This window comes from Pantoea sp. X-Soil-TKNS-1280 (assembly GCF_059730475.1).
The window spans coordinates 175,507-200,913 of sequence record NZ_AP035962.1; the positions used below are offsets into that span (position 1 = coordinate 175,507).

The 25,407-nt window shown below is 55.1% G+C and carries 19 protein-coding genes; 11 read left to right on the forward strand and 8 right to left on the reverse strand.

The genetic code is table 11. The annotated features are described in order from the left end of the window. Positions 1–4: 4 nt before the first annotated feature. From bcsA to bcsR, 3 genes are read right to left on the reverse strand one after another with little or no spacing between them, the layout of a single operon-like run. Entirely contained in the window at positions 5–2,611 is a 2,607-nt protein-coding gene (gene bcsA, locus AC6I8X_RS00805) for a UDP-forming cellulose synthase catalytic subunit (protein WP_497840408.1), read from the reverse strand. Continuing rightward, complete coding sequence (gene bcsQ, locus AC6I8X_RS00810) at positions 2,608–3,339, reverse strand: cellulose biosynthesis protein BcsQ (protein WP_497840409.1); 732 nt, start codon at positions 3,337–3,339, stop codon at positions 2,608–2,610. The genes bcsA and bcsQ overlap by 4 nt, the downstream gene beginning before the upstream one ends. Then, positions 3,339–3,533: a cellulose biosynthesis protein BcsR gene (gene bcsR, locus AC6I8X_RS00815; protein WP_313683882.1), complete on the reverse strand. Its 195-nt coding sequence runs from the start codon at positions 3,531–3,533 to the stop codon at positions 3,339–3,341. Before bcsR ends, bcsQ begins: the two co-directional genes overlap by 1 nt. Before the next feature lie 199 nt (positions 3,534–3,732). On the opposite strand from bcsR, the gene bcsE reads away from it, so the two are divergent. The 6 genes from bcsE to AC6I8X_RS00845 all read left to right on the forward strand — a co-directional run bounded on the left by bcsE (position 3,733) and on the right by AC6I8X_RS00845 (position 12,582). Further along, positions 3,733–5,280, forward strand: coding sequence for a cellulose biosynthesis protein BcsE (gene bcsE, locus AC6I8X_RS00820; RefSeq protein WP_313683884.1), 1,548 nt, complete (start codon positions 3,733–3,735; stop codon positions 5,278–5,280). Next, the gene (gene bcsF, locus AC6I8X_RS00825; protein ID WP_084871687.1) at positions 5,280–5,468 is read left to right on the forward strand and encodes a cellulose biosynthesis protein BcsF; all 189 of its coding nucleotides are present in this window, start codon (positions 5,280–5,282) and stop codon (positions 5,466–5,468) included. The genes bcsE and bcsF overlap by 1 nt, the downstream gene beginning before the upstream one ends. Next, the gene (gene bcsG, locus AC6I8X_RS00830; RefSeq protein ID WP_497840410.1) at positions 5,468–7,105 is read left to right on the forward strand and encodes a cellulose biosynthesis protein BcsG; all 1,638 of its coding nucleotides are present in this window, start codon (positions 5,468–5,470) and stop codon (positions 7,103–7,105) included. The genes bcsF and bcsG overlap by 1 nt, the downstream gene beginning before the upstream one ends. Before the next feature lie 194 nt (positions 7,106–7,299). Further along, complete coding sequence (hmsP, locus tag AC6I8X_RS00835) at positions 7,300–9,312, forward strand: biofilm formation regulator HmsP (RefSeq protein ID WP_313683893.1); 2,013 nt, start codon at positions 7,300–7,302, stop codon at positions 9,310–9,312. A gap of 229 nt (positions 9,313–9,541) precedes the next feature. Further along, positions 9,542–10,828 (forward strand): dicarboxylate/amino acid:cation symporter, encoded by a 1,287-nt coding sequence (locus AC6I8X_RS00840; RefSeq protein WP_299455451.1) that lies wholly within the window; start codon positions 9,542–9,544, stop codon positions 10,826–10,828. A gap of 245 nt (positions 10,829–11,073) precedes the next feature. Further along, complete coding sequence (locus AC6I8X_RS00845; RefSeq protein ID WP_497840411.1) at positions 11,074–12,582, forward strand: M16 family metallopeptidase; 1,509 nt, start codon at positions 11,074–11,076, stop codon at positions 12,580–12,582. Positions 12,583–12,585: 3 nt separating this feature from the next. Here the strand turns inward: AC6I8X_RS00845 and AC6I8X_RS00850 are convergent, their stop codons facing one another. Further along, complete coding sequence (locus AC6I8X_RS00850) at positions 12,586–13,458, reverse strand: alpha/beta hydrolase (protein ID WP_299455447.1); 873 nt, start codon at positions 13,456–13,458, stop codon at positions 12,586–12,588. Between the two features lie 367 nt (positions 13,459–13,825). Continuing rightward, entirely contained in the window at positions 13,826–14,758 is a 933-nt protein-coding gene (gene kdgK, locus AC6I8X_RS00855) for a 2-dehydro-3-deoxygluconokinase (RefSeq protein ID WP_497840412.1), read from the reverse strand. Positions 14,759–15,040: 282 nt separating this feature from the next. Between kdgK and pdeH the strand changes: the two genes are divergently transcribed. Next, positions 15,041–15,814: a cyclic-guanylate-specific phosphodiesterase gene (pdeH, locus tag AC6I8X_RS00860; protein WP_299455443.1), complete on the forward strand. Its 774-nt coding sequence runs from the start codon at positions 15,041–15,043 to the stop codon at positions 15,812–15,814. Between the two features lie 62 nt (positions 15,815–15,876). Continuing rightward, on the forward strand, positions 15,877–17,937 hold the full coding sequence (locus AC6I8X_RS00865) for an AsmA family protein (protein ID WP_497840413.1): 2,061 nt from the start codon (positions 15,877–15,879) through the stop codon (positions 17,935–17,937). Here AC6I8X_RS00865 and ppiC read toward each other — a convergent pair whose 3' ends face one another. After that, positions 17,938–18,219, reverse strand: a complete 282-nt coding sequence (gene ppiC, locus AC6I8X_RS00870) for a peptidylprolyl isomerase PpiC (RefSeq protein ID WP_084871696.1) — start codon at positions 18,217–18,219, stop codon at positions 17,938–17,940. Between the two features lie 152 nt (positions 18,220–18,371). Between ppiC and rep the strand changes: the two genes are divergently transcribed. After that, positions 18,372–20,396 (forward strand): DNA helicase Rep, encoded by a 2,025-nt coding sequence (rep, locus tag AC6I8X_RS00875; RefSeq protein ID WP_313684720.1) that lies wholly within the window; start codon positions 18,372–18,374, stop codon positions 20,394–20,396. 37 nt (positions 20,397–20,433) lie between these two features. Here the strand turns inward: rep and ppx are convergent, their stop codons facing one another. Together ppx and rhlB are read right to left on the reverse strand one after the other, a co-directional pair. Beyond that, positions 20,434–21,918: an exopolyphosphatase gene (gene ppx / locus AC6I8X_RS00880; RefSeq protein ID WP_313684729.1), complete on the reverse strand. Its 1,485-nt coding sequence runs from the start codon at positions 21,916–21,918 to the stop codon at positions 20,434–20,436. A 7-nt stretch (positions 21,919–21,925) separates the two neighbouring features. Beyond that, positions 21,926–23,221, reverse strand: a complete 1,296-nt coding sequence (gene rhlB, locus AC6I8X_RS00885; protein ID WP_497840414.1) for an ATP-dependent RNA helicase RhlB — start codon at positions 23,219–23,221, stop codon at positions 21,926–21,928. Between the two features lie 117 nt (positions 23,222–23,338). Between rhlB and trxA the strand changes: the two genes are divergently transcribed. Together trxA and rho are read left to right on the forward strand one after the other, a co-directional pair. Then, positions 23,339–23,671 (forward strand): thioredoxin TrxA, encoded by a 333-nt coding sequence (gene trxA, locus AC6I8X_RS00890; protein WP_021183775.1) that lies wholly within the window; start codon positions 23,339–23,341, stop codon positions 23,669–23,671. A gap of 347 nt (positions 23,672–24,018) precedes the next feature. Continuing rightward, entirely contained in the window at positions 24,019–25,278 is a 1,260-nt protein-coding gene (rho, locus tag AC6I8X_RS00895) for a transcription termination factor Rho (protein ID WP_013507337.1), read from the forward strand. Positions 25,279–25,407 lie beyond the last annotated feature (129 nt).

The following is a 25,407-nucleotide window of genomic DNA, read 5'->3' on the forward strand; positions in this document are numbered from 1 at the left end:
TCACTTAATGAGTGTTTTCTGTTTTCACGCGGCCAATACCCTGCGGCAGCAGTGATGCCAGCCAGCCCAGAAGTCGGGTGAGCAGGCTGAATAAACGACGCAGCTGCGGCGGCCCGTACTCCGCCAGACGCAGATAGCCTTTAAAGCCCAGCACCATAATGTCGGCGAGGCTTTGCACCGGCTTGTCTTCCGGGAATCCGTCCTGCCACAGCGCCCAGGTATCGGCGCGGGCAAAGGTACATTGAATAAATTCAATGTGTTGTTCGGTGGTGAGTTGATGCAGGCGGATACCGGCGCGGCGACCAAATACGCGTTGCACCTGGCAGGGGAAGCTGAACTCCTGCTGACCGCGGCGCAGCAGCAGCCATACCGGCTCCTCTTCCTGCAACGCATCCGCTTCGCGTAGCTCTACGCCGACGCCACCGTCCGAGTAGTCACGCAGCGTGCACGGCACCATATGACCATCTTCACGCGCAATGGCGGCGGGCATGGCAATCTCGACGCGATGGGCTTCGCGAATCTGCCGGGCTTCAACCGACACCGCCACCGCACCGCCAAGGATGACCATGTTGTAGATCACCCAAACCAGGCTGACCCAGATGGTGAGGATTTCGTTGGACGGACCGTAAGCCATGCGCCAGAAGGCCATCACGATGCCCGCCAGATTCAGCAGCACCAGAATCATGTAGGGTTTGGTGATCACCCAGTCGAGATGGCGTTTTTCCACCAGACCCCCCTTGGCGGTGACATTGAATTTACCTTTGTGTGGATTAAACAGTGCCACCGTGGTGGGGCGGGCGATATACCAGGCCAGCACCGTTTCATACACTTCACTCCAGAATGAGTGCCGCCAGCGTCCCTGAATACGCGAGTTGGTCAGACTGGTGTGCAGCATATGCGGCAGCACGTAGATGGCAATCGCCAGCGCCGGAGCGTAGATGATATAGGCGTGGCACAGCAGGAATGCCAGTGGGGCCAGTAGAAAGATCAGCCGCGGAATCCCGGCAAGAAAATGCAGCATGGCGTTGGCGTAACACAGGCGCTGAACCAGTTTTAACCCTTTGCCGAACAGCGGGTTATCCAGACGGAAAATCTGCACCATGCCGCGCGCCCAGCGAATGCGCTGGCCGATATGCGCCGACAGGCTTTCGGTCGCCAGCCCGGCAGCCTGCGGAATGCGGATATACGCCGAGGTATAGCCGCGCCGGTGCAGGCGCAGCGAGGTGTGCGCATCTTCGGTGACGGTTTCCACTGCGATGCCGCCAATTTCATCCAGCGCGCTACGACGCAGCACTGCACAGGAGCCGCAGAAAAACGCCGCGTCCCAGGTATCGTTGCCATCCTGCACCAGACCATAAAACAGCGAACCTTCATTCGGCGTCTGACGGAAGCGTCCGAGGTTGCGCTCAAAAGGGTCGGGGGAGAAGAAGTGGTGTGGCGTCTGCAACATCGCCAGCTGGTGATCTTGCAGGAACCAGCCCATAGAGAGTTGCAGAAACGAACGTGTCGGTACATGGTCGCAGTCAAATATCGCCACGTAGTCGCCCCGACAGCGGGTTTTCAGCGCATGGTTGATGTTGCCCGCTTTGGCATGTTCACGGGTCGGGCGTACCACGTATTGCACGCCGACTGTGGCGGCAAACTCGCGGAACTCGTCACGCGTACCGTCATCGAGAATATAGATAGTCAGCTTATCCCGCGGCCAGTCGATACCCATGGCGGCATAGATGGTCGGTTTCACCACGCTAAGTGGCTCGTTATAGGTCGGCACAAGGATATCGACGCTCGGCCAGCTGGAAATATCCGCAGGCATAGAAAGCGGCTGGCGATTGAGCGGCCATAATGTCTGAAAATAGCCCAGCACCAGCACCGTCCAGGAGTAGGTCTCTGCGCCAATCAACAGCAGGCCGAACGCCAGGCTGAGGGGATCATCCCAGTTGAGGGTTTCGGTATAGCGCCACCACAGATAGCGACAGGAGACGGTGAGCGACAGCACAATCAGCATGATGGTGGACAGTCGTCCTGGTACGCGGCGTACCAGCATCGCCAGGCTCCACAGCAACAGCACGAAAACAAACTGCGTCATGATGCCGAATGGCTGTGAAATACACAGCAACGCCAGCAGGCTGGCGGTAATGGCGGCGGTAATAAACAGCAGCTGGCGCAGGCGCGGTGGTAAGCGCTGCAGACGCTGTTCGCAACGCAGGGTCAGACGATGCTGCTCCAGCCTGCTCGGCAGCGCGCCAAGCCAGCGGTACAACTGCTGACGCCAGCGGAACAGGGGCTGAAACGCGTTGAAGCGCTGACGTTCGCTGCGCGGGTTGTCATCCAGCGGCAGCACCAGCAGCAGCCACAGGCTTTGCAACAGATAGCGCAGAAAATCGAGCGGACGCGGACGCTGTGGAGAAATCTGCGGATAGTAACGCTGACGCTGTTGCAGAATACGCTGCCAGCCCGGCGTTTCCAGGCGCAGCAGCGACCAGGCCAGCACACACCACATCAGATGCAGAATGATGGTCGGCCAGCCGGCACCGTGCTGGCGAGCGGATTGGGCGCGCTGTTGCAGCGCCTGCCACGCCTGTGGCACCAGCAACCAACGCAGCGGGTTCATTTATCCGTTCCTGCCACGTTGAGCAGCAGCCAGTTGGCCAGGGTGTTTATCTCTTCGCTGGCGAGGGCGTGCGGGCGATATTCACCCACCGGCTGCTTCATCATCAGCGCTTCCGCCAGTGCCTCATCCCGATGGATCACCTGGGGAATCAGGTTGTTCAGCGAACTGATCCACAGCTGATGCAGATCCTGTTGAAGTCTGCTGTTGGCGTTGAACTGGTTGATTAAAAACAGGGTGTGCGGCAAAAAATGTGGATGATGCAGACGCAACTGGCAGTTGGCATCCGGGGTCAATACCTGCACCAGCCGATCAGCGGCGCGCAGAAAAGGCAGATGCCAGAGCGATACATCCGCCGGGATATCCATAATCAACCAGCGGTATTGTGATTGCAGTGGCGGTAAAGCATTAAGCAACGGTTCAGCAAATTTCTCTCCGGCAGTGCGAATGCTTAACCCCTGCTGATGGGTTAATGCGCCGAATGGCAGGAAATCCAGCCCTGGCAGGTAACGCTGTGCCTGGTGTTGCCACGGTTGATTAGCGAGCAGTGCGGGTGCCCAGCCTGCCGGTTCCATGACGGGAAGATTAAAGTGAGTAGCCAGTTGATTTGCAGGGGAAAGATCGATGACCAGCACCGATTCCTGCAATGCGTTCAGCGCCCAGCCGAGCGCGGCGCAGAGCGCAGTGGCACCACAGCCGCCGCGCAGCCCCTGAAGAGCAATGACCGGCATTAGCGTTCAGGCTCCTGTGCGACCGTTAATTCCTGAAGTAGCGGCCAGCATGACACCAGGGTATTCAGACGCTCTGCGCGGGCAATATCTATGTAGCGAAATGCCTTTAAAGAAAAGGCCTCACTCAGGGCATTTATGTCATCCTGCTCGCCACTGGTATGTGATACCAGCGAAAAGGCATTTTCTGTTTTCATTACTTTTTTGCCACCGGAAAAACGACAACGGATGAAAAATGGTTATATTTATTTGAGATAAGTTTAGCGTTAACAAAAACGCTAAACACCCACACAGATCAATGTGATTTGAGTTAGTGCGCTTATTTTTTATTTCAACAGTTCCAATCGCTGCCGTCTATAATAAACTAGCCTGGATTGTACAGATCGCGAATCAAATATGAAAAATCTCTATGCGCTCGGCCTGCAACAGGTTCAGCAGGAATTAATTACGCTGCAAACGCCAGGGCTTTACTGGATAACCAGCCAAAGGCCGGAGGATGCGCGATCGTTGCTGCGTCAGGTGGTTAGTCACCAGCAGGCGGTAACCCTGATCAGCTCGGGTGAGAAGCCCCGCGCCTTGCTGACCCCGGATACTTTAAGCGGACCGGCACGCATTCCATTATTTTCGCTGCCGTCGAATAAATCCAGCTTGTTACAATTGGTTAATGATTTTGCGCGCGTGCTGAATAGAAAAAATGGATTGCTGCTGTTTTATAGTAATACCGTGCAGTGGGAAAAATTATCGTCAGAGGAGTTGACGGCCTGGCTGAAACGTATGCGTCGTCTGTTAATGGAAAAACAAATGACGTTGCTGGTAATAACTTCCGGTACATCAATAATTAACCTGCGCAATCATTTGCAGCGTTATTTTCGCCAGATTGATGGTGTCGCCCATTTAGAGTATGAACAGGATAGCTGGCAATATCGAATTAACTGGTGGTATTCCGCCGATCGTTTGTTAGCTGACCGCGCTATCCGGCTCAATTTTATCGACCAGCAGTTTATTGCTGCCAGCGAGGCAGAACAAAATATTCCGCTGAGCCTCAATGATGAGAATCAATTTCTCGCCGAGGAAAGCGTGCTGGAAGGTGCGCCACCGCTGTCCGCGCAGTGGCGATTGTTTAGCAATAATGATGGGGTGTATACCCGTGCGCAGCAGGCCAATGCGGCCACGGTGATCTTCAGCCTCGCCAATAACCACGACATCAATGCGCTGGCGAAGATGGTCCATAGTTTGCGTCGTTCACGCGGTAACGCACTGAAAATTGTGGTGCGCGAGATGAATACCAGCCTGCGCTACAGCGATGAACGCCTGCTGCTGGCGTGCGGCATCAATGCCATTGTGCCGACAGCGGCAACCCTGTCGCGTTTTCTCACCACGCTGGAAGGGATTCAGGGCCAGCAATTTACCCGCCATGTCCCGGCAGATCTCCCGGCGCTGATGCAGGCGTTGCAGCCGTTGCAGCAACGCGGTTATCTGCCGCTGGAGGGTTTTTGCAGCGCGGTGCAGAAACTGATGAAAAATACGCTGCTGCCGGAAAACGATAAAGGTTTGATGGTGGCGTTACGTCCGGTGCCACAGCTGAAGCCGGAACAGGTCCTGACCCTGTGCAAACCACGTCGCTTTGGCGACCTGGTGACGCAACGTGAGGATCGTATTTACCTGTTTCTTTCTTCCTGTCGCTTTAACGATTTGGATATTGCGCTGAAATCTATTTTTTCGCTGCCCCATGACGAGTTGTTCAGCAACCGTATGGTGTGGTTTGAGGACAACCAGATTGTGTCGGAAGTCCACAAAATGCGGCAGCTGACGCCGGTGACGCAGCATGATCTGCCTGCCGTGCCGGTGGCCGTAAACCTGGATCCGTCCCCCTCTGCGCCCCATGCACGCGCGGCGCAGGTTCCCCAGCCGATTAGCCTGAATATTGAGGGAGCGCCGCGCTGATGACACTAATGGACTGGGTGCAGGTCATCATCCTGCTGTTATTAATTCTGCTCTTTCTTAAATCCCTGTTGGCCCGCTGGCTGCCGCGCAGCAGCAATAGCCTGCTGATGCGCCTGCTGCCTGCTCGTGCGCTCAAGTCGGAAGGGGTCTGGCAACGGAATACGACGAAAACGGATACCAAACCGTAATGAGTGATAAAAAATCTTTGGCAAGCGGCTGGTGGCGTGGGCTTGGCGGCTGGAATTTCTATTTTCTGCTTAAGTTTGGTCTGCTGTGGTATGGCTACCTGAACTTTCATGCGCTGAGCAACCTGGTGTTTCTCGCCTGGCTGCTGTTTCCGCTATCGTCGCTGCGCTGGCACCGGCTGCGCAACTGGGTGTCGATACCGATTGGTTTTGGCCTGTTCTGGCACGATACCTGGCTGCCGGGTCTGAGTTCGATTCTTAGCCAGGGCGATCAGGTTGCGGGGTTTTCCACCGCTTACCTGCTGGATCTGCTCGATCGCTTTATCAATTGGGAGATGATTGGCGCGGCTTTTGTGCTGCTGGTGTTGTATCTGTTTATCGCCCAATGGATTCGCATCACGGTGCTGGTAGCGGTGGCGCTGATTTGGCTGAACGTGATCAACATTGCCGGCCCCTCTTTCAATCTGCTGCCCGGTAAAGCGGCCACGCCAGAAGTGGTGCTGAATAACCCACCCGCTGCTGGCGGTAAAACCCCGGATGCGCTCGATCAATCTGCGCCGCCGACCAGTGCCAATCTTACCGCCTGGCTCAATCGTTTCTACGACAGCGAACGTCAGCGCGTCACCCATTTCCCGGACAGCCTGCCTGCTGACTCACAGCCGTTTGATATTCTGGTGATCAACATTTGTTCGCTGTCGTGGTCCGATCTGGATGTGGCTCAGCTGCGCAATCATCCGCTGTGGCACCATTTCGACATTATGCTGGATAACTACAACTCGGCTACCGGCTATAGCGGCCCGGCGGGAATTCGTTTGCTGCGCGCCAGTTGCGGACAGACCTCTCACAGCAATCTGTATAAAGCCACCGATCAGCGCTGCTACCTGTTTGATAACCTGGCAAAACTGGGCTTCAAACAGGAACTGATGATGGATCATACCGGCGTGTTCGGTAACTATTTGCAAGAGCTGCGTGATTATGGCGATATGCAGGCGCCGCTGATGTCGCAAAATGGTATCGCGCCGGAACTGACCTCGTTTGATGGCTCGACGGTGTTTAATGATGGTCAGCTGATGCAGCGCTGGCTGGATCAACGCAGCAAGAGCAACGATGCGCGCAGCGCCACCTTCTATAACCTGATCCCGCTGCATGATGGCACGCGTGAATTAGGCAGCACCCGGACTGCCCCCTGGCAGCCACGCGCCAAAGTGTTGTTTGACCAGCTCGACACCTTCCTGACCAATCTGGAGAAATCCGGGCGGCGCGTGATGGTGCTGGTGGTACCGGAGCACGGTGCCGCCTTGCAGGGCGATAAGATGCAGATGTCCGGTTTGCGCGATATCCCCAGCCCAGCCATTACCCATGTGCCGGTGGGGATCAGCTTTGTGGGGATGAAAGCACCGCATCAGGGCCAGCCCCTGACCATCAATACGCCCACCAGCATGCTGGCGCTTTCGGAGCTTATTTCTCGCGTAGTGGATGGCCAGGTATTTAATGCGCCGAATGTGAATATGTCAGCGCTGACTGATAATCTGCCGCAAACGCCGGTGGTATCTGAAAACGATAATGCGGTGGTGATGATGTATCAGGGCAAACCCTGGATTCGTCTTAATGGCGGCGATTGGGTGGCATACCCGCAATAAATATATAACGACCACAAGCGCGATTTATCGCGCTTGTGGTGCCGGTACGTTAATTAATCCGAATAATGTCTTTTATCCCCTCGCCAGCCGATTTTTCGACTTTCTCCCGGCGAAAAAAAACCGTGATCTGGGATATACTTGCTGCGCATTTTCCTGTCTGATAACACGGCTAAGAGTTGCCAGGAGAGATTTTGTTGCGCGTCAGTCGTTCTTTAACGATTAAGCAGATGGCCACAGTCTCCACCGTGGCGTTGGTTACTATCTGTATCTTTATCGTCATCCAGTTATTTCATTTTGTGCAGCAGCGCAGGATTGACTACGCCCAGCAGATGGAGAACGTGGCGCATACCGTGCGTCAGCCGCTGTCCGAAGCGGTGTTAAAAGCCGATATTCCCCAGGCCGAACGCATTCTTAATACCCTGAAACCCGCCGGCATTCTGTCTCGTGCCGATGTGGTATTGCCCAATGCGTTTCAGACACTGCACGCGGATTTTGAGGTGGAGAAGCCGATACCACGACTGGTGGCGCGTTTGTTTGAGTTGCCAGTACAAATTACGCTGCCACTGTATTCGGTAGAACGGACTGGGCTGCCGAAGCCGATTGCCTACCTGGTATTACAGGCTGATTCATCCCGGGTGTATCAGTTCATCCTCAGTACCCTGGCAACGATGATCACCACCTATCTGCTGCTGGCACTGATTTTGTCGGTATCCATCAGCTGGTGTATCAACCGACTGGTAGTGCACCCGCTACGTAATATTTCGCGTGATTTGCAGGAGTTGCCGCCGCAGTCAATCCTGACGCATAAGTTGCCGCTGCCCAACAACCATCGCGACGACGAAATTGGTATGTTGATTCGCAGTTATAATCGCAACCAACAAGTACTGGAGTCGATTCACGATGAAATGAGCCGACTGACGACGCACTTTGCCGTCACCGATTTGCCGAATCGCGCGCTGTTTCTGGCCCTGCTCGATCAGCACCTCAGCCATCCTCATCGTCATAACCCCTGGGGGGTGATGGTGATCCGCATCGAAACCTTGCAGGACGCGAACGGCGTGTTGAGCGATGAGCAGCGCGACATCCTGATGCTGACGCTGGTGGAGAAAATCCGCAGCACTATCGATGACCATACGCTGCTGGCACAAACCGGACCCAGCGACTTCGCGCTGCTGATGAAGCGCGCGCACAATCCTTTTCGATCGATGCGACTGGCACGCAATCTGATGTTGCGCATCAACCAGCCGGTCAATCTGCAACAATTGCAGCTGCGGCCTAATGCCAGCATCGGTCTCGCGTTGCATGACGACACGCCCATTTCTGCCAGTGAACAATTGGATCGTGCCACTTCCGCGATGATGTCGGCGCGCCATCAGGGTAAAAACCAGATCCTGTTCTTCGACCCGGCGCTGACTGAGCGGGCGCAGAAACGCTTAACCCAGGAGCATGACATTTTGCAGGGGTTACAGGATGAAGAATTTGCGCTGTATCTGCAGCCGCAAATCAATATGGCGACCGGGGAACTGGCCGGAGCGGAAGCGCTGTTGCGCATGCGTCAGCCAGATGGCAGCTGGGGGTTGTCGGAAGAGTTTATCGCCAGCGCCGAGGAGATTGGCGTGATTGCGTCCATTGGTCGCTGGGTGTTTGAAGAATCCTGTCGCATTATCGCCGCGTGGCAGAAGCAGGGCATTAATATCCCGCTCAGCGTCAATATCTCGGCGGTGCAACTGCGCGACCCCAGCGTGGTCAGTCATTTGCAGGGGTTACTGGCGCGTCATCGTATTACGCCGGGCAACTTTGTGCTGGAAATTACCGAAACCGCGCAGATTGGCGATGCTGAACAGGCGATGGCGTTGCTGCGCATGCTGCAGCAGACCGGGGTGGCTGTGGCACTGGATGATTTCGGTATGGGCTACTCCAACCTCAACTATCTGCACCAGTTTAAGGCGTTGCCGGTCAATAAGTTAAAGATGGATCGCAGTTTTGTCGCCGCCCTGCCGGATGATGACACCATGGTACGTATCGTGGCCGCCATCGCGGACATTATCCATCTGGATGTTATTGCCGAAGGGGTGGAAACCGCCGAACAACGTGACTGGCTGCTGGCACGTGGTATCACCATTGGTCAGGGCTATCTCTATGCCGAGGCGCTGCCGCTCAATGTCTTCAATCAACGCTGGCTTGACAAGTTATCACCCACCGAATAATCACCTGATTTATTGATTTTCCTTGCGAAATTGCACAATACTCACTTGCTGAAGCGTTTCAGTTCATAGTTAGAGTTTTGTAACTTTTGTAAGGAATGTAACCCTATATTAATCCTGTTAACCGGATGTTATTTTCCCTGAGGTCGGCAGGGTCTTCCCGGATCCCGCAACGACCTCATCAAATTATTAAATAAATGACGGTGAAATCCGTCTTCACTGGACACCTGTTATGAAAACCTCGCTGTTTAAAAGCCTCTATTTTCAGGTGCTGGTTGCCATTGGCATCGGCGTTCTGTTAGGCCATTTTTATCCTGAGTTAGGCGCGCAGATGAAGCCGCTCGGAGATGGCTTTGTTAAGTTGATCAAGATGATCATCGCCCCCGTGATTTTCTGTACGGTGGTGACCGGTATTGCCGGCATGGAGAGCATGAAAGCAGTTGGGCGGACTGGCGCGGTTGCGCTGCTCTATTTTGAAATTGTCAGTACCATCGCACTGATTATCGGCCTGATTGTGGTCAACGTGATTCAGCCGGGCGCGGGAATGAACATTGACCCTGCCACGCTGGACGCTAAAGCGGTTGCCGTTTATGCCCAGCAGGCGGAACAGCAGGGTGTGGTTGCCTTCCTGCTGGATGTGATCCCGAACAGCGTGATCGGTGCCTTTGCCAGCGGCAACATCCTGCAGGTGCTGTTGTTCGCGATTTTGTTCGGTTTTGCCCTGCATCGCCTCGGTGATAAAGGCACGCTGATTTTTAACGTGATCGAAAGCTTCTCTAAAACCATCTTCGGCATCATCAATATGATTATGCGTCTGGCTCCGATTGGTGCTTTCGGTGCCATGGCGTTCACCATCGGTAAATACGGTGTCGGCTCACTGGTGCAGCTCGGTCAGCTGATTATTTGCTTCTATATCACCTGTATTTTGTTCGTGGTGGTGGTGCTGGGGCTGATTGCTCGCGTTGCCGGTTTCAACATCTTTAAATTCGTGGCTTACATCAAAGAAGAGTTGCTGATCGTGCTGGGTACCTCCTCTTCAGAATCCGCGTTGCCGCGTATGCTGGATAAGATGGAGCGCCTCGGTTGTAAGAAGTCGGTGGTGGGGCTGGTGATCCCAACGGGTTACTCGTTTAACCTCGATGGCACCTCGATTTATCTGACGATGGCCGCCGTGTTTATCGCCCAGGCGACCAACGCGCATATGGACGTCTTTCATCAGATCACCCTGTTGGTGGTGCTGCTATTGTCATCGAAGGGGGCAGCAGGTGTGACCGGTAGTGGCTTTATCGTGCTGGCCGCCACCTTGTCGGCGGTGGGACATCTGCCGGTGGCTGGTCTGGCGTTGATTCTCGGCATTGACCGTTTTATGTCCGAGGCGCGTGCATTAACTAACCTCGTCGGTAATGGTGTGGCGACGGTGGTGGTGGCGAAGTGGGTCGGTCAGCTGGATGAGCAGCAATTGCAGGAGACGCTTTCTTCAGCGAAAAAGGTAAAAAACGCACCAGAATCTTCACTGTAAAGCAGCAATTGCGTTAATTTGCCGGGAAATGCCCGCTGTGACTTGCCCTCACAGCGGGCATTTGCATAATAAACCCCATTGATTTTTTTCCCGGTTTTTCACCTCGTTGCGCGACTTCCTGGCCATCTTGTGGTCAAAGAGTCAGTTGAAGAATAAACGTGGCGGCAAATTGCCGCACCGGTCGCTGTTAAGTGTGACCGAACGTGCCGTGATAACGAGTGTTGATCTGTTTGATAGGGGTTCACATGCAGGGCACCAGAATTCGGCTTTTGGTTGGCGGATGGCTGCTGGCGGCATCCGGTTTCAGCGTACACGCCGAAACGCTCCAGCCTGATCCCGCCTGGCAGGAAGGCAAACTGGACAATGGTTTTAGCTGGCAGCTGCTGACTACGCCGCAGCGTCCCAGTGACCGTATTGAGCTACGCCTGATCGTTAATACCGGTTCGCTGGTGGAAAGTGCACAGCAAACCGGTTTCAGCCATTTGTTACCACGTCTGGCGTTGGTGCATAACACCGCGCTCGACACCAATCAGCAACGCGCGCTGTGGCAACAGGCGATGGATCCCCATCGTCCATTGCCACCGGCGATTTCGTCGTATGATTTCACCCAATATAATCTGAGCCTGCCCAATAACCGGCCGGAACTGCTGAAAGAAGCGCTGAGCTGGCTGTCGGCAACCGCAGGCAAAATGACGCTGAATGAACAGGTGGTGGCAAGCGCTCTGAGCGCGTCCGATCCCATCGCCACCTGGCCACCCAATACCCAGGATGTCTGGTGGCGCTATCGTCTGAAAGGCTCCGCGCTGTTGGCGCACGACCCCGGCCAACAGCCGCGTGCGCCGGTGGATATTGCGCAGCTGAAAACGTTTTATCAACAGTGGTACACGCCCGATGCTATGACGCTGTACGTGGTCGGTAATGTCGATAGCCGCGGCCTGGCGGAGCAGATTAATAAAGCGTTCTCGTCCCTGCAGGGCAAACGACTGTCACCGGCGGCGATGCCGACGTTGTCGCCGTTGCCGCATCAGCCAGTGAACCTGGTGAACGGTGGGATGAGTCAGGATCGCTTATCGCTGGTGTGGGATACCGCGTGGCAGCCAATTCGTGATTCGCAAAATCTGGAACATTACTGGCAGAGCGACCTGGCGCGTGAGGCGTTGTTCTGGCATGTGCAGCGTGCGCTGGGGGATAGCAAAGCGCAAAGCGTGCAGGTCGGCTTTGATTGCCGTGTGCTGTATCAGCGTGCACAGTGCGCCATCAATATGGATAGTCCTAACGCCTCGCTGCAACAGAATATGAATCTGGTGGCGAAAGAGCTGGCGTCGGTACGTGATAAAGGCTTACCGCAGGATGAGTTTGATGCGCTGATGGCGCAGAAACTGCTGGAGCTGAACAAGCTGTTCGCTACCTATGCACGCACCGACACGGATATTCTGATGGGACAGCGTCTGCGCTCGCAGCAAAATGCGGTGGTAGATATCGCGCCAGAGCAGTATCAGAAGCTGCGCCAGGCGTTTCTCGGCGGTTTAACCCGGGACCAGCTCAATCAGGAATTGCGTCAGCAACTGTCGCAGGAGCTGACCATGGTGCTGATTCAGCCGGAAGGGGAAGCGGAGACCAATGTGAAGATGTTGCAGGAAGGCTGGGATAAAGTGATGGCCCCGCCAGCGACCCCTGTGACGCCAGCCACGCCGGATGATGGCAAAAACGACGGCAATGCCAGCGGTAGCGAGCTGGCTCCGCCGTCGTCTTAAGTGTCAGGTTTTGGCCCGCAGCCACTCGGTCACCAACATCGGCCAGCTGGCTAACGGCAAATCGGCGACGCCACGGATGCCAAATCCGTGGCCGCCTTTCTGATAGAAATGAATTTCTGCCGGAACCTGGTTTTCGCGCAGCGCGCTAAAGAACACCATGCTGTTATTGACCGATACCGTCTCATCGTCCGCTGCGTGGATCAGCAACGTCGGTGGCGTCTGGTTATGCACCCGGGTTTCCAGCGAATAAGCCTCAATGGTTTTCTGATCCGGCCAGGCGCCCAGCAGGCGGGTGCGCGAACTTTCGTGTGCCAGACCATCACGCATGCTGATCACCGGGTAAATCAGCACCATCGCGTCGGGCCGAGGGGAAAAGCTGTCCGCCTGATCCTGCACCGGATAGATCTTCTCGGCGAACCGCGTGCCGAGGCTGGCGGCGACATGTCCGCCTGCGGAGAAGCCCATCATCACAATATATTTGCCGTTCATCCCACGCTGCGCGCGTTCGCGCAATACCCGTACCGCCCGTTGCGCATCTGCCAGTGGGGCGTCCGGGCCTTCATGATGGCCGTCATAGGGTAAACGGTAGGTCATCACCGCCAGCGTATATCCCATCGAGGTGAAGAAGGTTGCCAGTGCGCTGCCTTCCCGATCGATGAGTACCCGCTGATAACCACCACCCGGGGCGACCAGCAGCGTGATGCCGTTGGAGTCCTGTGGATGCCAGATCGCCATTTCCGGGCAGCGTACGCCCGTGGCGGCGCGATCGTAGGGTTCATATTCTTTGGCGAGATCGACAATTTGCGGCTGTGCGCGTGAGTCGCTGGCACCCGGGGCATCACCGTGCGGCCAGATATTAATAATTTCTGTGTGCATAAATCAGTCCTGAGCGAGTTATGTTGTCTTTCTTGTTGTCGCGGCCGGATCAACAGCCTCCTGCTGTTGTTGATTAAAACATGGTCTTTTTTGCAGCGATCGTCCAGCCGAAAACCGGCGATTAGCAGAGATTCGGACAATACCTGGCGCACATTTTTGTTGCCATAACTCATTGAATTTAAAATTAGATCTTAAGTGTGGCTAAAGTGCTGTTACCCGATCTGGAGGGGTTTTGGATTACATCAGTCAATAAGCAAAATTTGCCGTGATAAATGTGGATTTAAGGGAAATTTTCAGGGTGGTGTTGTTAGCCGGGATGATGATTGGCTGGCGAAAAAACGCCCTGACTGGCAGGGCGTTGGTCCCGTTACTGCGGCATGGCACTCAGTGGGATAATTGCGCCACGATGCTGAATCACCGTGCTGGCGGTAAGGTGACCGCGTGCAGCAGCGGCATCCGGATCGGCACCCTGCAGGCGCAGCGCCAGATACCCTGCGCTGAATGAATCCCCGGCGGCAGTGGTATCGATCACTTTTTCTTTCGCCAGTTTAATGGCGGGCACATCGACCAGCGACGCATCACCCACCGCCACCAGGCAGGATTCCGCTCCGCGTTTGATGACAATTTCCGCGACACCCGCCGCACGTGTGCGGGCAATCACTGTTTCCAGCGGCTGCTCGCCCCACAGCAGATGCTCATCATCCAGTGTCAGGAAGGCGATATCGGTGTTTTGCAGCATGGCGGCATAGGCCTGCTGCGCGCTGGCCTTATCTGCCCACAGGCGCGGACGATAATTATTATCGAAAATGACTTTGCCGCCGTTGCGGCGACAGGCACTGAGCAGTGCCATTAACTTCTCGCGGCTGGCAGCGGGTAAAATCGCCAGACTGATGCCGCTCAGATAGAGATAATCGTAATGTGCCAGCTGCTGGCAAATCGCGTCAGATTGCGGGCTATCGAGCCAGTAGCGTGCGGCGGCATCGCTGCGCCAGTACCAGAAGGTGCGCTCGCCGTGTTCATCGGTTTCGATGAAGTACAGACCGGGCATTTTATTGTCGAGCCGCTGGATTAAATCGGTCTGCACCTGTTCCTGTTGCCAGGCGGCAATCATCTGGTCACTGAAGCTGTCGGTGCCGAGTGCGGTAACGTAATCCACGCGCAGCTGCTCTGAGGCAGACTGGCGCGCCAGATATACCGCGGTGTTCAGCGTATCGCCGCCAAAACCGCGTTTGATGTTCTCACCTTTTTCGGACAGCTCAATCATGCATTCGCCAATGATGGCGATTTTCTTCTGCGTCATGGTCTTCGGCCTGTAGTGAATTCTGCCTCTAGTCTCGCGTCTGGTATGGCAGTCGTCAATGTTTTTCAAAACGGCGTTTTAATTCCACTTAAGGCAGCAAAGTGGCGTCTCAAAGGTGATTTAGCGGTCAAACCGCCGTTTGTTTTACCGATTAAGCGCGACATGCGCTGTTACACTCAAGAGCTCGTGTGGCTGGTCGGTTGATAAAGTTATCCAGGTGATCGCCGATAATTGCCGCTGAGATGCTATTTGCAGGCACTCACCACCTACCAGGAAAAAACCATGGTGATGAAGAAATTAAGTCATCGGCTGCCTTCTTCAATTGAACTGGAGCAACAACAGGAAACGCGTCTCTTCTGGCAGCAGTGCCAACGATTCTATACTTTCCAGCCGATCTACCAGGTCTCAGGCCGCTTGCTGGCTATTGAATTACTGACTGCGGTGACGCACCCATCCGCACCAGAAAAAAGGCTTTCGCCGGAAATCTATTTTGACGCGCTGGATATTGCGCAGCGTCTCGATGTGGTGCAGGAACAGCTTGAGCTGCTGATGCAGTGGTCGGTGCTGTTTTGTCAGCGTCAGCTGGTGGCATCGGTCAATATTGATGGCCCTACGCTGCTGGCGATTCAGCAACATCCACAGATCCGCAGCCTGATTGCCCAACTGCCATGGGTACGTTTTGAACTCACCGAACACCATGTGTTGCCACAGGAAGAGATGATCGCGCAGATGCCAGAACTTGGTCCGCTGTGGCTGGATGATTTCGGCTCCGGCATGGCGAACTTTTCAGCACTGACTGAACTGCGTTACGACTATATCAAGCTATCGCGTGAGCTGTTTATTCTGCTGCGTTCCACCGAAGAAGGGCGCACGCTGTTTTCCATGTTGCTGGCGCTGATCAATCGTTATTGCAACGGCGTCATCGTCGAGGGTGTGGAAACCGAGGAAGAGTGGCAGCAGGTGCGCAGCTCTCCGGCGCTGGCCGCACAAGGTTATTTCTTCTCCCGCCCGGTTCCGTTCAGCGAACTGGAAAACATGGCCTTAGCGCTTCCCTGATGCCGTTCTTTAACGTCTCGACTATCTTTAAATGAGACGTGGAAGGGCAAGGAGGAAGCAGCATGTCTCGAACAGGAAAAGTCCTGAGCTGGGTTATCGGGATTTTTTTGTTGCTGGTTGTGGTGGTCGTGGTTGTGATTGCAACCTTTGACTGGAACCGCCTGAAGCCAACCATCAACCAGAAAGTCTCGGCAGAACTGAATCGACCTTTCGCCATTCGCGGCGATTTAGGTGTCAGCTGGGTGCGCAATCGCGCAGAACCAGGCTGGCGCAGCTGGGTGCCATGGCCGCAGGTCCATGCCGATGACATAATGCTGGGCAATCCCCCGGCGATTGCGGATGTCACCATGGTGCATTTACAGCGGGTCGAAGCGACCTTAGCGCCGCTGGCGTTGCTGCATAAGCAGGTTTATCTGCCGTGGATCAAGCTGCAACAACCCGATGCCCGCCTGGTACAAACCGCCGACAAACAAAACAACTGGACTTTCAACCTCGCCAGCAGCCAAACCAGCGATGCCAGTGCTGCGCCTTCGGCGTGGTCGTTCCGCCTCGATAATATTTTGTTTGATCAGGGGCAGATCCACTATCTCGATGCCATTAACAAAGCCGATGTCAGCGTCACCATCAATCCGCTGGGCAAACCGGTGCCTTACGCGCAGGTGGCGGGCGGAAATGATAAGCAGCAGGGCGCGGGTGACTTTGTGTTTGGCTGGAAAGCCAGCGGCACTTACAACAATCAACGCCTCGATGGTGAAGGCAAAATCGGTGGTATGTTGTCGCTGCGCAGCCAGACCACGCCGTTCCCGTTGCAGGTTGATGTGCGTAATGGCACCACGCGGGTGCGCGTTGATGGCACTTTGCAGGACCCGCTCAATCTCGGCGGGCTGGATGTGCGCCTGCGCTTCGCGGGCGACACACTGGCGAATTTGTATGGTTTAACCGGCGTGTTGTTGCCGGATACGCCGCCGTATGAAACCGATGGGCACCTGATCGCGCGTTTCAACGAGGACAAAGGGCCATCGTTCCGCTATGAAAATTTTAACGGCCATATCGGCGACAGCGATATTCATGGATCGCTGGTTTACCGCCAGCAAAAACCGCGTCCGATGCTGACCGGCGAACTGTCCTCAAATCAGCTGCGCATGGCTGACCTGGGGCCGCTGATTGGCGTCAACTCCGGTAAAGGCAGCGAAAAAACGCAACAGGCGAAAGCGCAGCGTGGCGAAGCCTCAACGCAACCTGCCGATCGCGTGCTGCCGCATGATAAGTTTGTGACCAAAAGCTGGAACGCGATGGATGCCGATGTGAAATTCAGCGGCAAACGTATCGAACACAGCAATTCGCTGCCGTTAAGCGATCTTTATACCCATTTACAGCTGAATAACGGCGATTTACGTCTCGATCCGCTGCGTTTTGGCATGGCGGGAGGGACACTCAACGCCACCATCCATCTGGAGGGGGATCGCACGCCGATGCGCGGTCGTGCGGATTTGCATGTACGCAAACTGAAGCTGCGCCAGCTATTTCCTGGCGTGCAGGCGATGCAGAAAAGCCTCGGCCAGCTTAATGGCGACGCGACGCTGAGCGGCACCGGTAATTCGGTGGCGGATTTGCTGGCAACCAGCAACGGTGAGCTGAAGCTGCTGATGAACGACGGGCTGATCAGCCGTAGCCTGATGGAGATCGCTGGGCTGAATGTCGGCAACTATGTGGTTGGTAAGATTTTTGGCGATGATGAGGTGCGTATCAACTGCGCCGCCACTAATCTCAACATCCGCAATGGGCTGGCGACGCCACAGCTGTTTGTGTTTGATACCGAGAATGCGGTGATTAATGTGTCGGGCAGCGCCAACTTCGCCAATGAACGTCTTGATTTAACCATCGACCCCGAAAGTAAAGGCGTGCGCATCATTACGCTGCGTTCACCGCTTTACGTGCGCGGCACCTTTAAAAGCCCCGACGCCGGGGTGAAAGCCGGGCCGTTGATTGCCCGTGGTGCCGCTGCCGTGGCGCTGGGTACGGTGCTGGCACCGGCTGCGGCACTGCTGGCACTGGTTTCGCCGAGCGACACCGATAGTAATCAATGCAGCAAGGTGTTGCAGCAGATGAAGCAGAAGAAATGATCAGTTACGCCACAGCACCTTGATGATGTGGTAACCAAAGGCGGTTTTCACCGGTCCGTAAGGTTGCAGTAACGGGCAGCTGAACACCGCCTTATCAAAGGCTGGTACCATCTGGCCTTTGCGGAACTCGCCCAAATCGCCGCCGTTACGCCCGGAGGGGCAGGTGGAGTGTTTTTTCGCCAGCTGCTGGAAATTCGCGCCTTTTTCCAGCTGGGCCAGCAGCGCTTTTGCCTGTGCTTCATCCTTCACCAGGATGTGTAAAGCCGCCGCAGTTTTCGCCATGATTCGGTCCTGTTGTGTATAATCTCGCGCATTATAGCCCGCACAGATTCGTAGCGGCGCGATTTATCGCGCGAGTGTGATGCGCCTGAAGCACGCGCGATAAATCGCGCCGCGACATGTGCAATTTTTATCCTGATGAGTGAAATCCTGTTATGCGTTTAAACCCCGGCCAACAACGTGCTGTCGAATTTGTCACCGGTCCATGCCTGGTGCTGGCCGGTGCTGGCTCGGGTAAAACCCGTGTAATCACCAATAAAATTGCCCATCTGATCCGCGAGTGCGGCTACCAGGCGCGTCACATCGCCGCCGTGACCTTCACCAACAAAGCCTCGCGCGAGATGAAGGAACGTGTGGCGCAGACGCTGGGGCGCAAAGAGGCGCGCGGCCTGATGATCTCCACCTTCCATACCCTGGGGCTGGAAATCATAAAGCGCGAATATGCCGCGCTGGGCATGAAATCCACCTTTTCGTTGTTTGATGATCAGGATCAGCTGGCGCTGCTGAAAGACCTGACTAAGCAATGGCTGGAAGAAGACAAGACGCTGTTGCAGCAACTGATTTCCACCATTTCCAACTGGAAAAATGACCTGGTGGATCCACAGGGCGCGGTGGGGCTGGCGAAGTCACAACGTGACCAGATTTTTGCCCACTGCTACCAGCTGTACGATCAACACCTGAAATCCTGTAACGTGCTGGATTTTGACGATTTAATCCTGCTGCCGACGCTGCTGCTGAAACGTAATCAGGAAGTCCGCGAGCGCTGGCAGCAGCGCATTCGTTACTTGCTGGTGGATGAATATCAGGACACCAACACCAGCCAGTACGAATTGGTCAAACTGCTGGTGGGCGCACGGGCGCGTTTTACCGTGGTGGGCGACGATGATCAGTCGATCTATTCCTGGCGTGGTGCGCGTCCGCAAAACCTGGTGCTGCTGAAAGAAGATTTTCCGGCGCTGGAGGTGGTGAAGCTGGAGCAGAACTACCGTTCCTCACAGCGCATCCTTAAAGCCGCCAATATCCTGATTGCCAACAATCCACATGTGTTTGAGAAGCGCCTGTTCTCCGAGCTGGGTGTCGGTAGCGAGCTGAAAGTGCTGATGGCCAATCATGAAGATCATGAGGCGGAGCGCGTCGCGGGAGAGTTGATTGCGCATCACTTTATCAATAAGACGCAATACAAGGATTACGCCATTCTCTACCGCGGCAACCATCAGTCGCGGGTTTTCGAGAAGCAGCTGATGCAGAACCGTATTCCCTATCGGATTTCGGGGGGCACCTCGTTCTTCTCGCGACCGGAGATTAAAGATCTACTGGCCTACCTGCGTGTACTGACCAATCCCGAAGATGACAGTGCCTTTCAGCGTATTGTGAATACGCCGCGCCGCGAGATCGGACCGGCTACCCTGCAAAAACTCGGCGAGTGGGCCACGCTGCGGAATAAGAGTATGTTCAATGCCAGCTTCGATATGGGGCTGGGGCAGACTCTGAGCGGGCGCGGGCTGGAACATCTGCAACGCTTTACCGGCTGGCTGAATGAGGTGATTCAACTCACGGAGCGCGAGCCGGTGAATGCGGTTCGTGACCTGATTCGCGGCATCGACTACGAAAGCTGGCTGTTTGAAACCTCACCCAGCCCGAAAGCGGCTGAAATGCGCATGAAAAACGTCAATATGCTGTTCCAGTGGATGACGGAAATGCTGGAAGGAAACGAGCTGGATGAGCCAATGACGCTGGCGCAGGTGGTCACACGCTTTACCCTGCGCGACATGATGGAACGCGGGGAGAGCGACGAGGATGTCGATCAGGTACAGCTGATGACGTTGCATGCCTCGAAAGGGCTGGAATTCCCTTATGTCTATCTGGTGGGGATGGAGGAAGGTTTGTTGCCGCACCAGAGCAGCATCGATGAAAACAATATCGAGGAGGAGCGTCGTCTGGCGTACGTGGGGATTACCCGTGCGCAGAAGGAGCTGACCTTTACGTTGTGCCGCGAGCGACGTCAGTATGGCGAGCTGGTACGCCCGGAGCCGAGCCGTTTTCTGCTGGAATTGCCGCAGGATGATGTGGTGTGGGAACGCGAGAAAAAAGTGGTCAGCGCCGAGGAACGGATGAAAACCGGGCAGACGCGTGTCGCCGGGTTACGGGCGATGCTGGAGAACGCGAAGAAGGGGTCATAATGTAGCGACGCGATAAATTCGCGTCGCTACGGGTAGATCAGGACAGGGTTAATAACCAATGTACATACGACTGATAATGACTCTCCTGCTCCAGCAACTCCGCCCTTAACGGATGCGCCTGCAGCCAGCCCGCTGGCAGCGTCAGGTGCAACGCATCATCATCCGCCTGCAAGCGTACCGCCGGTAAGGTGTCATCGCGACGACGGCTGGAGAAGATAATCGCCAGACGCAACAAACGGCACAGACGCTCAGCCAGGCGCGGTGGCACGGCATTTTGCTGCGTCAGTAGCGCGAGATCGATGCTGCCGCTCTGGTTCTGTAACAGGCAGGCCAGTAGTTTTTTCTGGGCGGGGGTAAAACCGGGAAGATCGAGATGGCGAATCAGGTAAGCGGCGTGCTGTGAAGCCTGGCGGAAATCGACGCTCAGGCCAATTTCATGGATAGAGCAGGCACTGAGCAGGAGATCGCGACATCGATGATCCAGTTTCCAGCTGGTACTTACCTGGCGAATAAAACTTTCCGCTAATTGCCGGACACGTTCGGCCTGATCCACATCGATGGCAAAACGACGCTGCACGTTTTGCAGGGTACGGCTGCGGATATCGCGATCAATCGGCAGATGAAGCATGCCATAGACCAGGCCCTCGCGCAGTGCGCCACCGGCCAGCGTCATGCTCTCGATACCGAGTTCCTGAAAGATAGCGATCAGGATCGACAGACCGCTGGGGAAAACCAACGCGCGTTCCAGCGTCAGTCCCTCAATTTCCAGCTCTTCCAGCTTGCCGCACTGAATGGCGCGCTGTTTCAGCTGTTGCAGTTTGCTCAGGGTGATACGTTCATCCATCCCCTGCGCCACCATAATTTCCTGTAACGCCTGCACGGTGCCCGAGGCACCCACACAAATCTGCCAGCCTTTTTCCCGCAGAGATGCCACCACCGGACGAATCATTTCGCGTGCAGCCTGCTCGGCCTGGGCGAAATTCTCCTTTGCCAGATGACGATCGCTGAAGTAGCGCTCCAGCCAGGTTACGCAACCCATCGACAGACTAAACAGCGTGGTGGCATGGGAGCCCTCACCGGTGACCAGTTCGGTACTGCCACCGCCAATGTCCACCACCAGACGTTGATCGGAACCGCCGGTGGTATGCGCCACGCCCTGATAAATCAGTCGGGCTTCTTCTTCGCCGCTGATCACATTGACCGGGCAACCAAGAATCTGCTCTGCGGTGGCAAGAAAATCCTGCGCGTTCGCGGCAAGACGCAGCGTGGCAGTCGCGACCACGCGGATCTGCTCAGCAGGAATATCCTGCAACTGTTCGGAGAAAAGTTTCAGGCACTGCCAGCCGCGTTGCATCGCTTCTGCTGATAGCTGGTTCTCTTTGTCCAGACCGGCAGCCAGACGCACTTTGCGTTTAATACGCGCGACCGTCTGAATGCTGCCTGAGACTTCGCGCACCACCAACATATGAAAGCTGTTGGAACCCAGATCAATCGCAGCATAAAGTGACGATGCGCTTAGCATGGTGTGCTTAACCCGAACGTTTACGGTTGTTATTACGCGGTGCGCCACTGCGACGGTTGGCATTGTTGCCACCACGACGCGGGCCATTGCCAGAGCGGTTACGGGTCAAGCGTTTCGGCGGCGGCAGGTCACTCAGCAGTGCTTCGCTGTTGTATTTGCTCACCGGAATGCCGTGACCGATATACTCCTCAATGGCTGGCAGGTTCAGTGCATACTCTTCACACGCCAGGCTGATGGAGTGACCGCTGGCACCCGCGCGGCCAGTACGGCCAATGCGGTGCACGTAATCTTCACGATCGTCGGGCAAATCGTAGTTAAACACGTGGGTAACCGCAGGAATATGCAGACCACGCGCGGCGACATCGGTTGCCACCAGGATATCAACGTCACCTTTGGTGAAATCGTCGAGAATGCGCAGACGTTTTTTCTGTGCCACATCACCGGTCAGCAAACCGACGCGATGGCCATCGGCAGCCAGGTGGCCCCAGATGTCTTCACAACGATGCTTGGTGTTGGCGAAGACGATGGCACGATCTGGCCACTCTTCTTCAAGCAGGGTCTGCAGCAGACGCATTTTCTCTTCGTTAGAAGGATAGAAAAGCTCTTCTTTGATGCGATGGCCGGTTTTCTGCTCCGGTTCCACTTCCACGTATTCAGCGTTGTTCATATGTTCGAACGCCAGTTCGCGCACACGGTACGACAACGTGGCGGAGAACAGCATGCTCAGACGCTGTGTCGCAGGAGGAATGCGGCGGAACACCCAGCGGATGTCTTTGATAAAACCGAGATCGAACATACGGTCGGCTTCATCCAGTACCACCACCTGAATCGCGCCCAGATTGATGTGGTTCTGTTTGGCGTAATCAATCAGGCGTCCGGTGGTACCCACCAGAATATCCACGCCCTGTTCCAGCACTTTCAGCTGTTTATCGTAACCGTCGCCACCATAGGCAAGACCCAGCTTCAGGCCGGTGGCTGCTGCCAGCGGTTCTGCATCAGCATGGATCTGCACTGCGAGTTCACGCGTCGGCGCCATGATCAACGCGCGCGGCTGATTAACCTGGCGGCCTTCAGCTGCAGGATGAGTAAGAAGATGATGAAACGTTGACGTCAGAAACGCCATCGTTTTGCCGGTACCGGTTTGCGCCTGACCCGCGACGTCACGCCCTGAAAGCGTAAGAGGCAACGCGAGCGCCTGAATGGGCGTGCAGTTATGAAAGCCTTTCTTTTCAAGGGCTTCCACTACCTTTGGGTGCAGGGCGAAGTCGGAAAACTTCTGTTCTGTTAAGTGTGTTTTGCTCATAGTGTGGTAGAATATCAGCTTACTATCGCTTTACGAAAGCGTATCCGATGAAATAAAGTCAACCTACGTTGGTAAATTTTACGCCAATTCGCCAGGCATAATCTTGTGGAGTAAAACATGAGCAGCGATAAAATCGTTCACCTGACCGATGACAGTTTCGACACTGACGTGCTGAAAGCAGACGGTGTGACACTGGTAGATTTCTGGGCTGAATGGTGTGGTCCTTGCAAAATGATCGCGCCGATCCTTGATGAAGTCGCAGAAGAGTACGACGGTAAGCTCACCATCGCCAAGTTGAACATTGACGACAACCCGGGCACCGCGCCGAAGTATGGCATTCGCGGCATTCCGACCCTGCTGCTGTTTAAGAACGGCGAGGTGGCGGCTACCAAAGTTGGCGCACTGTCAAAAGGCCAGCTGAAAGAGTTCCTGAACGCTAACCTGGGCTAAGCCCAGCGCGGTGTTTCGTCCGCAGTGGTGAATTTTTTCTCCACTGCTGGACGTCTCCGTTTTAGCGTGATAAGTTGTCAATACTGCATTACGCACTTACCTTGTAGTTTGCATCTAAAGATTTCCTTTGTCAGACCCTATTCGCATTGAACGTTTTCGTGGTTTGGCAATCTGACGGCTAGTACCCCTGGCAACATTATCGACCGTCTCCTCGCTCCCTTATCGCCATCCCTGACGATATCCGTCGAGCAGAGTCGAATAAAGAGCCATTAAACAGGCATGGAATATTCGCCATACCATTCACGACAAACATTTCGAGAATTACCCCGAGTTTAAGAACCCATCATATGAATCTTACCGAATTAAAGAATACGCCGGTTTCTGAGCTGATTACTCTCGGCGAAAATATGGGGCTGGAAAACCTGGCGCGTATGCGCAAGCAGGATATTATTTTCGCCATTCTGAAGCAGCACGCCAAGAGTGGTGAAGACATCTTCGGTGATGGTGTGCTGGAGATACTGCAGGATGGATTTGGTTTCCTCCGCTCTGCAGACAGCTCCTACCTCGCCGGTCCCGACGATATCTACGTTTCTCCCAGCCAAATCCGCCGCTTCAACCTCCGCACAGGTGACACCATCTCCGGTAAAATCCGTCCGCCGAAAGAAGGTGAGCGTTATTTTGCCCTGCTGAAGGTTAATGAAGTTAACTACGATAAGCCGGAAAACGCCCGTAGTAAGATTCTGTTCGAAAACCTCACGCCGCTGCACGCAAACAGCCGTTTGCGTATGGAGCGGGGTAATGGCTCAACTGAAGACCTGACCGCACGTGTGCTGGATCTGGCTTCTCCGATTGGCCGTGGCCAGCGTGGTCTGATCGTTGCACCGCCGAAAGCCGGTAAAACCATGCTGCTGCAGAACATCGCACAGAGCATCGCTTACAATCACCCGGATTGCGTGCTGATGGTGCTGCTGATTGACGAACGTCCGGAAGAAGTGACCGAGATGCAGCGCCTGGTGAAAGGCGAAGTTATCGCATCGACCTTCGACGAACCGGCTTCCCGTCACGTGCAGGTTGCAGAAATGGTGATTGAGAAGGCCAAGCGCCTGGTTGAGCACAAAAAAGACGTGATCATCCTGCTCGACTCCATCACCCGTCTGGCGCGTGCCTACAACACCGTTGTTCCAGCCTCCGGTAAAGTGTTGACCGGTGGTGTGGATGCCAACGCCCTGCATCGTCCGAAGCGTTTCTTCGGTGCGGCACGTAACGTGGAAGAGGGCGGCAGCCTGACCATCATCGCGACTGCGCTGGTTGATACCGGTTCGAAGATGGACGAAGTCATCTACGAAGAATTCAAAGGTACGGGCAACATGGAACTGCACCTTTCCCGTAAGATTGCGGAAAAACGTGTGTTCCCGGCGATTGACTACAACCGCTCCGGTACGCGTAAAGAAGAGCTGCTGACTTCTTCTGAAGAACTGCAGAAGATGTGGATCCTGCGCAAAATCATCCATCCGATGGGTGAAATCGATGCGATGGAGTTCCTCATCAACAAACTGGCGATGACCAAAACCAACGACGAATTCTTCGATATGATGAAGCGTTCCTGACGCGTTGGGTGTGGAGAGCGCCTCAGCCGTTCTTTCCGCACAATTTGCCAGGATTTATCACTAACGCCACGTCTTAACGTGGCGTTTTTCATTTCCGGGCATTAGGATTAGGCCTGTCGGGAGTATTTA

Bases quoted from the DNA above. Each gene is read 5' to 3' on its own strand.
- bcsA (WP_497840408.1), bottom strand. From the start codon at position 2,611: ATGAACCCGCTGCGTTGGTTGCTGGTGCCACAGGCGTGGCAGGCGCTG.
- rhlB (WP_497840414.1), bottom strand. From the start codon at position 23,221: ATGAGCAAAACACACTTAACAGAACAGAAGTTTTCCGACTTCGCCCTG.
- rho (WP_013507337.1), top strand. From the start codon at position 24,019: ATGAATCTTACCGAATTAAAGAATACGCCGGTTTCTGAGCTGATTACT.
- bcsR (WP_313683882.1), bottom strand. From the start codon at position 3,533: ATGAAAACAGAAAATGCCTTTTCGCTGGTATCACATACCAGTGGCGAG.
- AC6I8X_RS00840 (WP_299455451.1), top strand. From the start codon at position 9,542: ATGAAAACCTCGCTGTTTAAAAGCCTCTATTTTCAGGTGCTGGTTGCC.
- AC6I8X_RS00845 (WP_497840411.1), top strand. From the start codon at position 11,074: ATGCAGGGCACCAGAATTCGGCTTTTGGTTGGCGGATGGCTGCTGGCG.
- AC6I8X_RS00865 (WP_497840413.1), top strand. From the start codon at position 15,877: ATGTCTCGAACAGGAAAAGTCCTGAGCTGGGTTATCGGGATTTTTTTG.
- bcsF (WP_084871687.1), top strand. From the start codon at position 5,280: ATGACACTAATGGACTGGGTGCAGGTCATCATCCTGCTGTTATTAATT.
- bcsE (WP_313683884.1), top strand. From the start codon at position 3,733: ATGAAAAATCTCTATGCGCTCGGCCTGCAACAGGTTCAGCAGGAATTA.
- AC6I8X_RS00850 (WP_299455447.1), bottom strand. From the start codon at position 13,458: ATGCACACAGAAATTATTAATATCTGGCCGCACGGTGATGCCCCGGGT.
- rep (WP_313684720.1), top strand. From the start codon at position 18,372: ATGCGTTTAAACCCCGGCCAACAACGTGCTGTCGAATTTGTCACCGGT.
- ppiC (WP_084871696.1), bottom strand. From the start codon at position 18,219: ATGGCGAAAACTGCGGCGGCTTTACACATCCTGGTGAAGGATGAAGCA.
- bcsG (WP_497840410.1), top strand. From the start codon at position 5,468: ATGAGTGATAAAAAATCTTTGGCAAGCGGCTGGTGGCGTGGGCTTGGC.
- ppx (WP_313684729.1), bottom strand. From the start codon at position 21,918: ATGCTAAGCGCATCGTCACTTTATGCTGCGATTGATCTGGGTTCCAAC.
- bcsQ (WP_497840409.1), bottom strand. From the start codon at position 3,339: ATGCCGGTCATTGCTCTTCAGGGGCTGCGCGGCGGCTGTGGTGCCACT.
- pdeH (WP_299455443.1), top strand. From the start codon at position 15,041: ATGGTGATGAAGAAATTAAGTCATCGGCTGCCTTCTTCAATTGAACTG.
- kdgK (WP_497840412.1), bottom strand. From the start codon at position 14,758: ATGACGCAGAAGAAAATCGCCATCATTGGCGAATGCATGATTGAGCTG.
- trxA (WP_021183775.1), top strand. From the start codon at position 23,339: ATGAGCAGCGATAAAATCGTTCACCTGACCGATGACAGTTTCGACACT.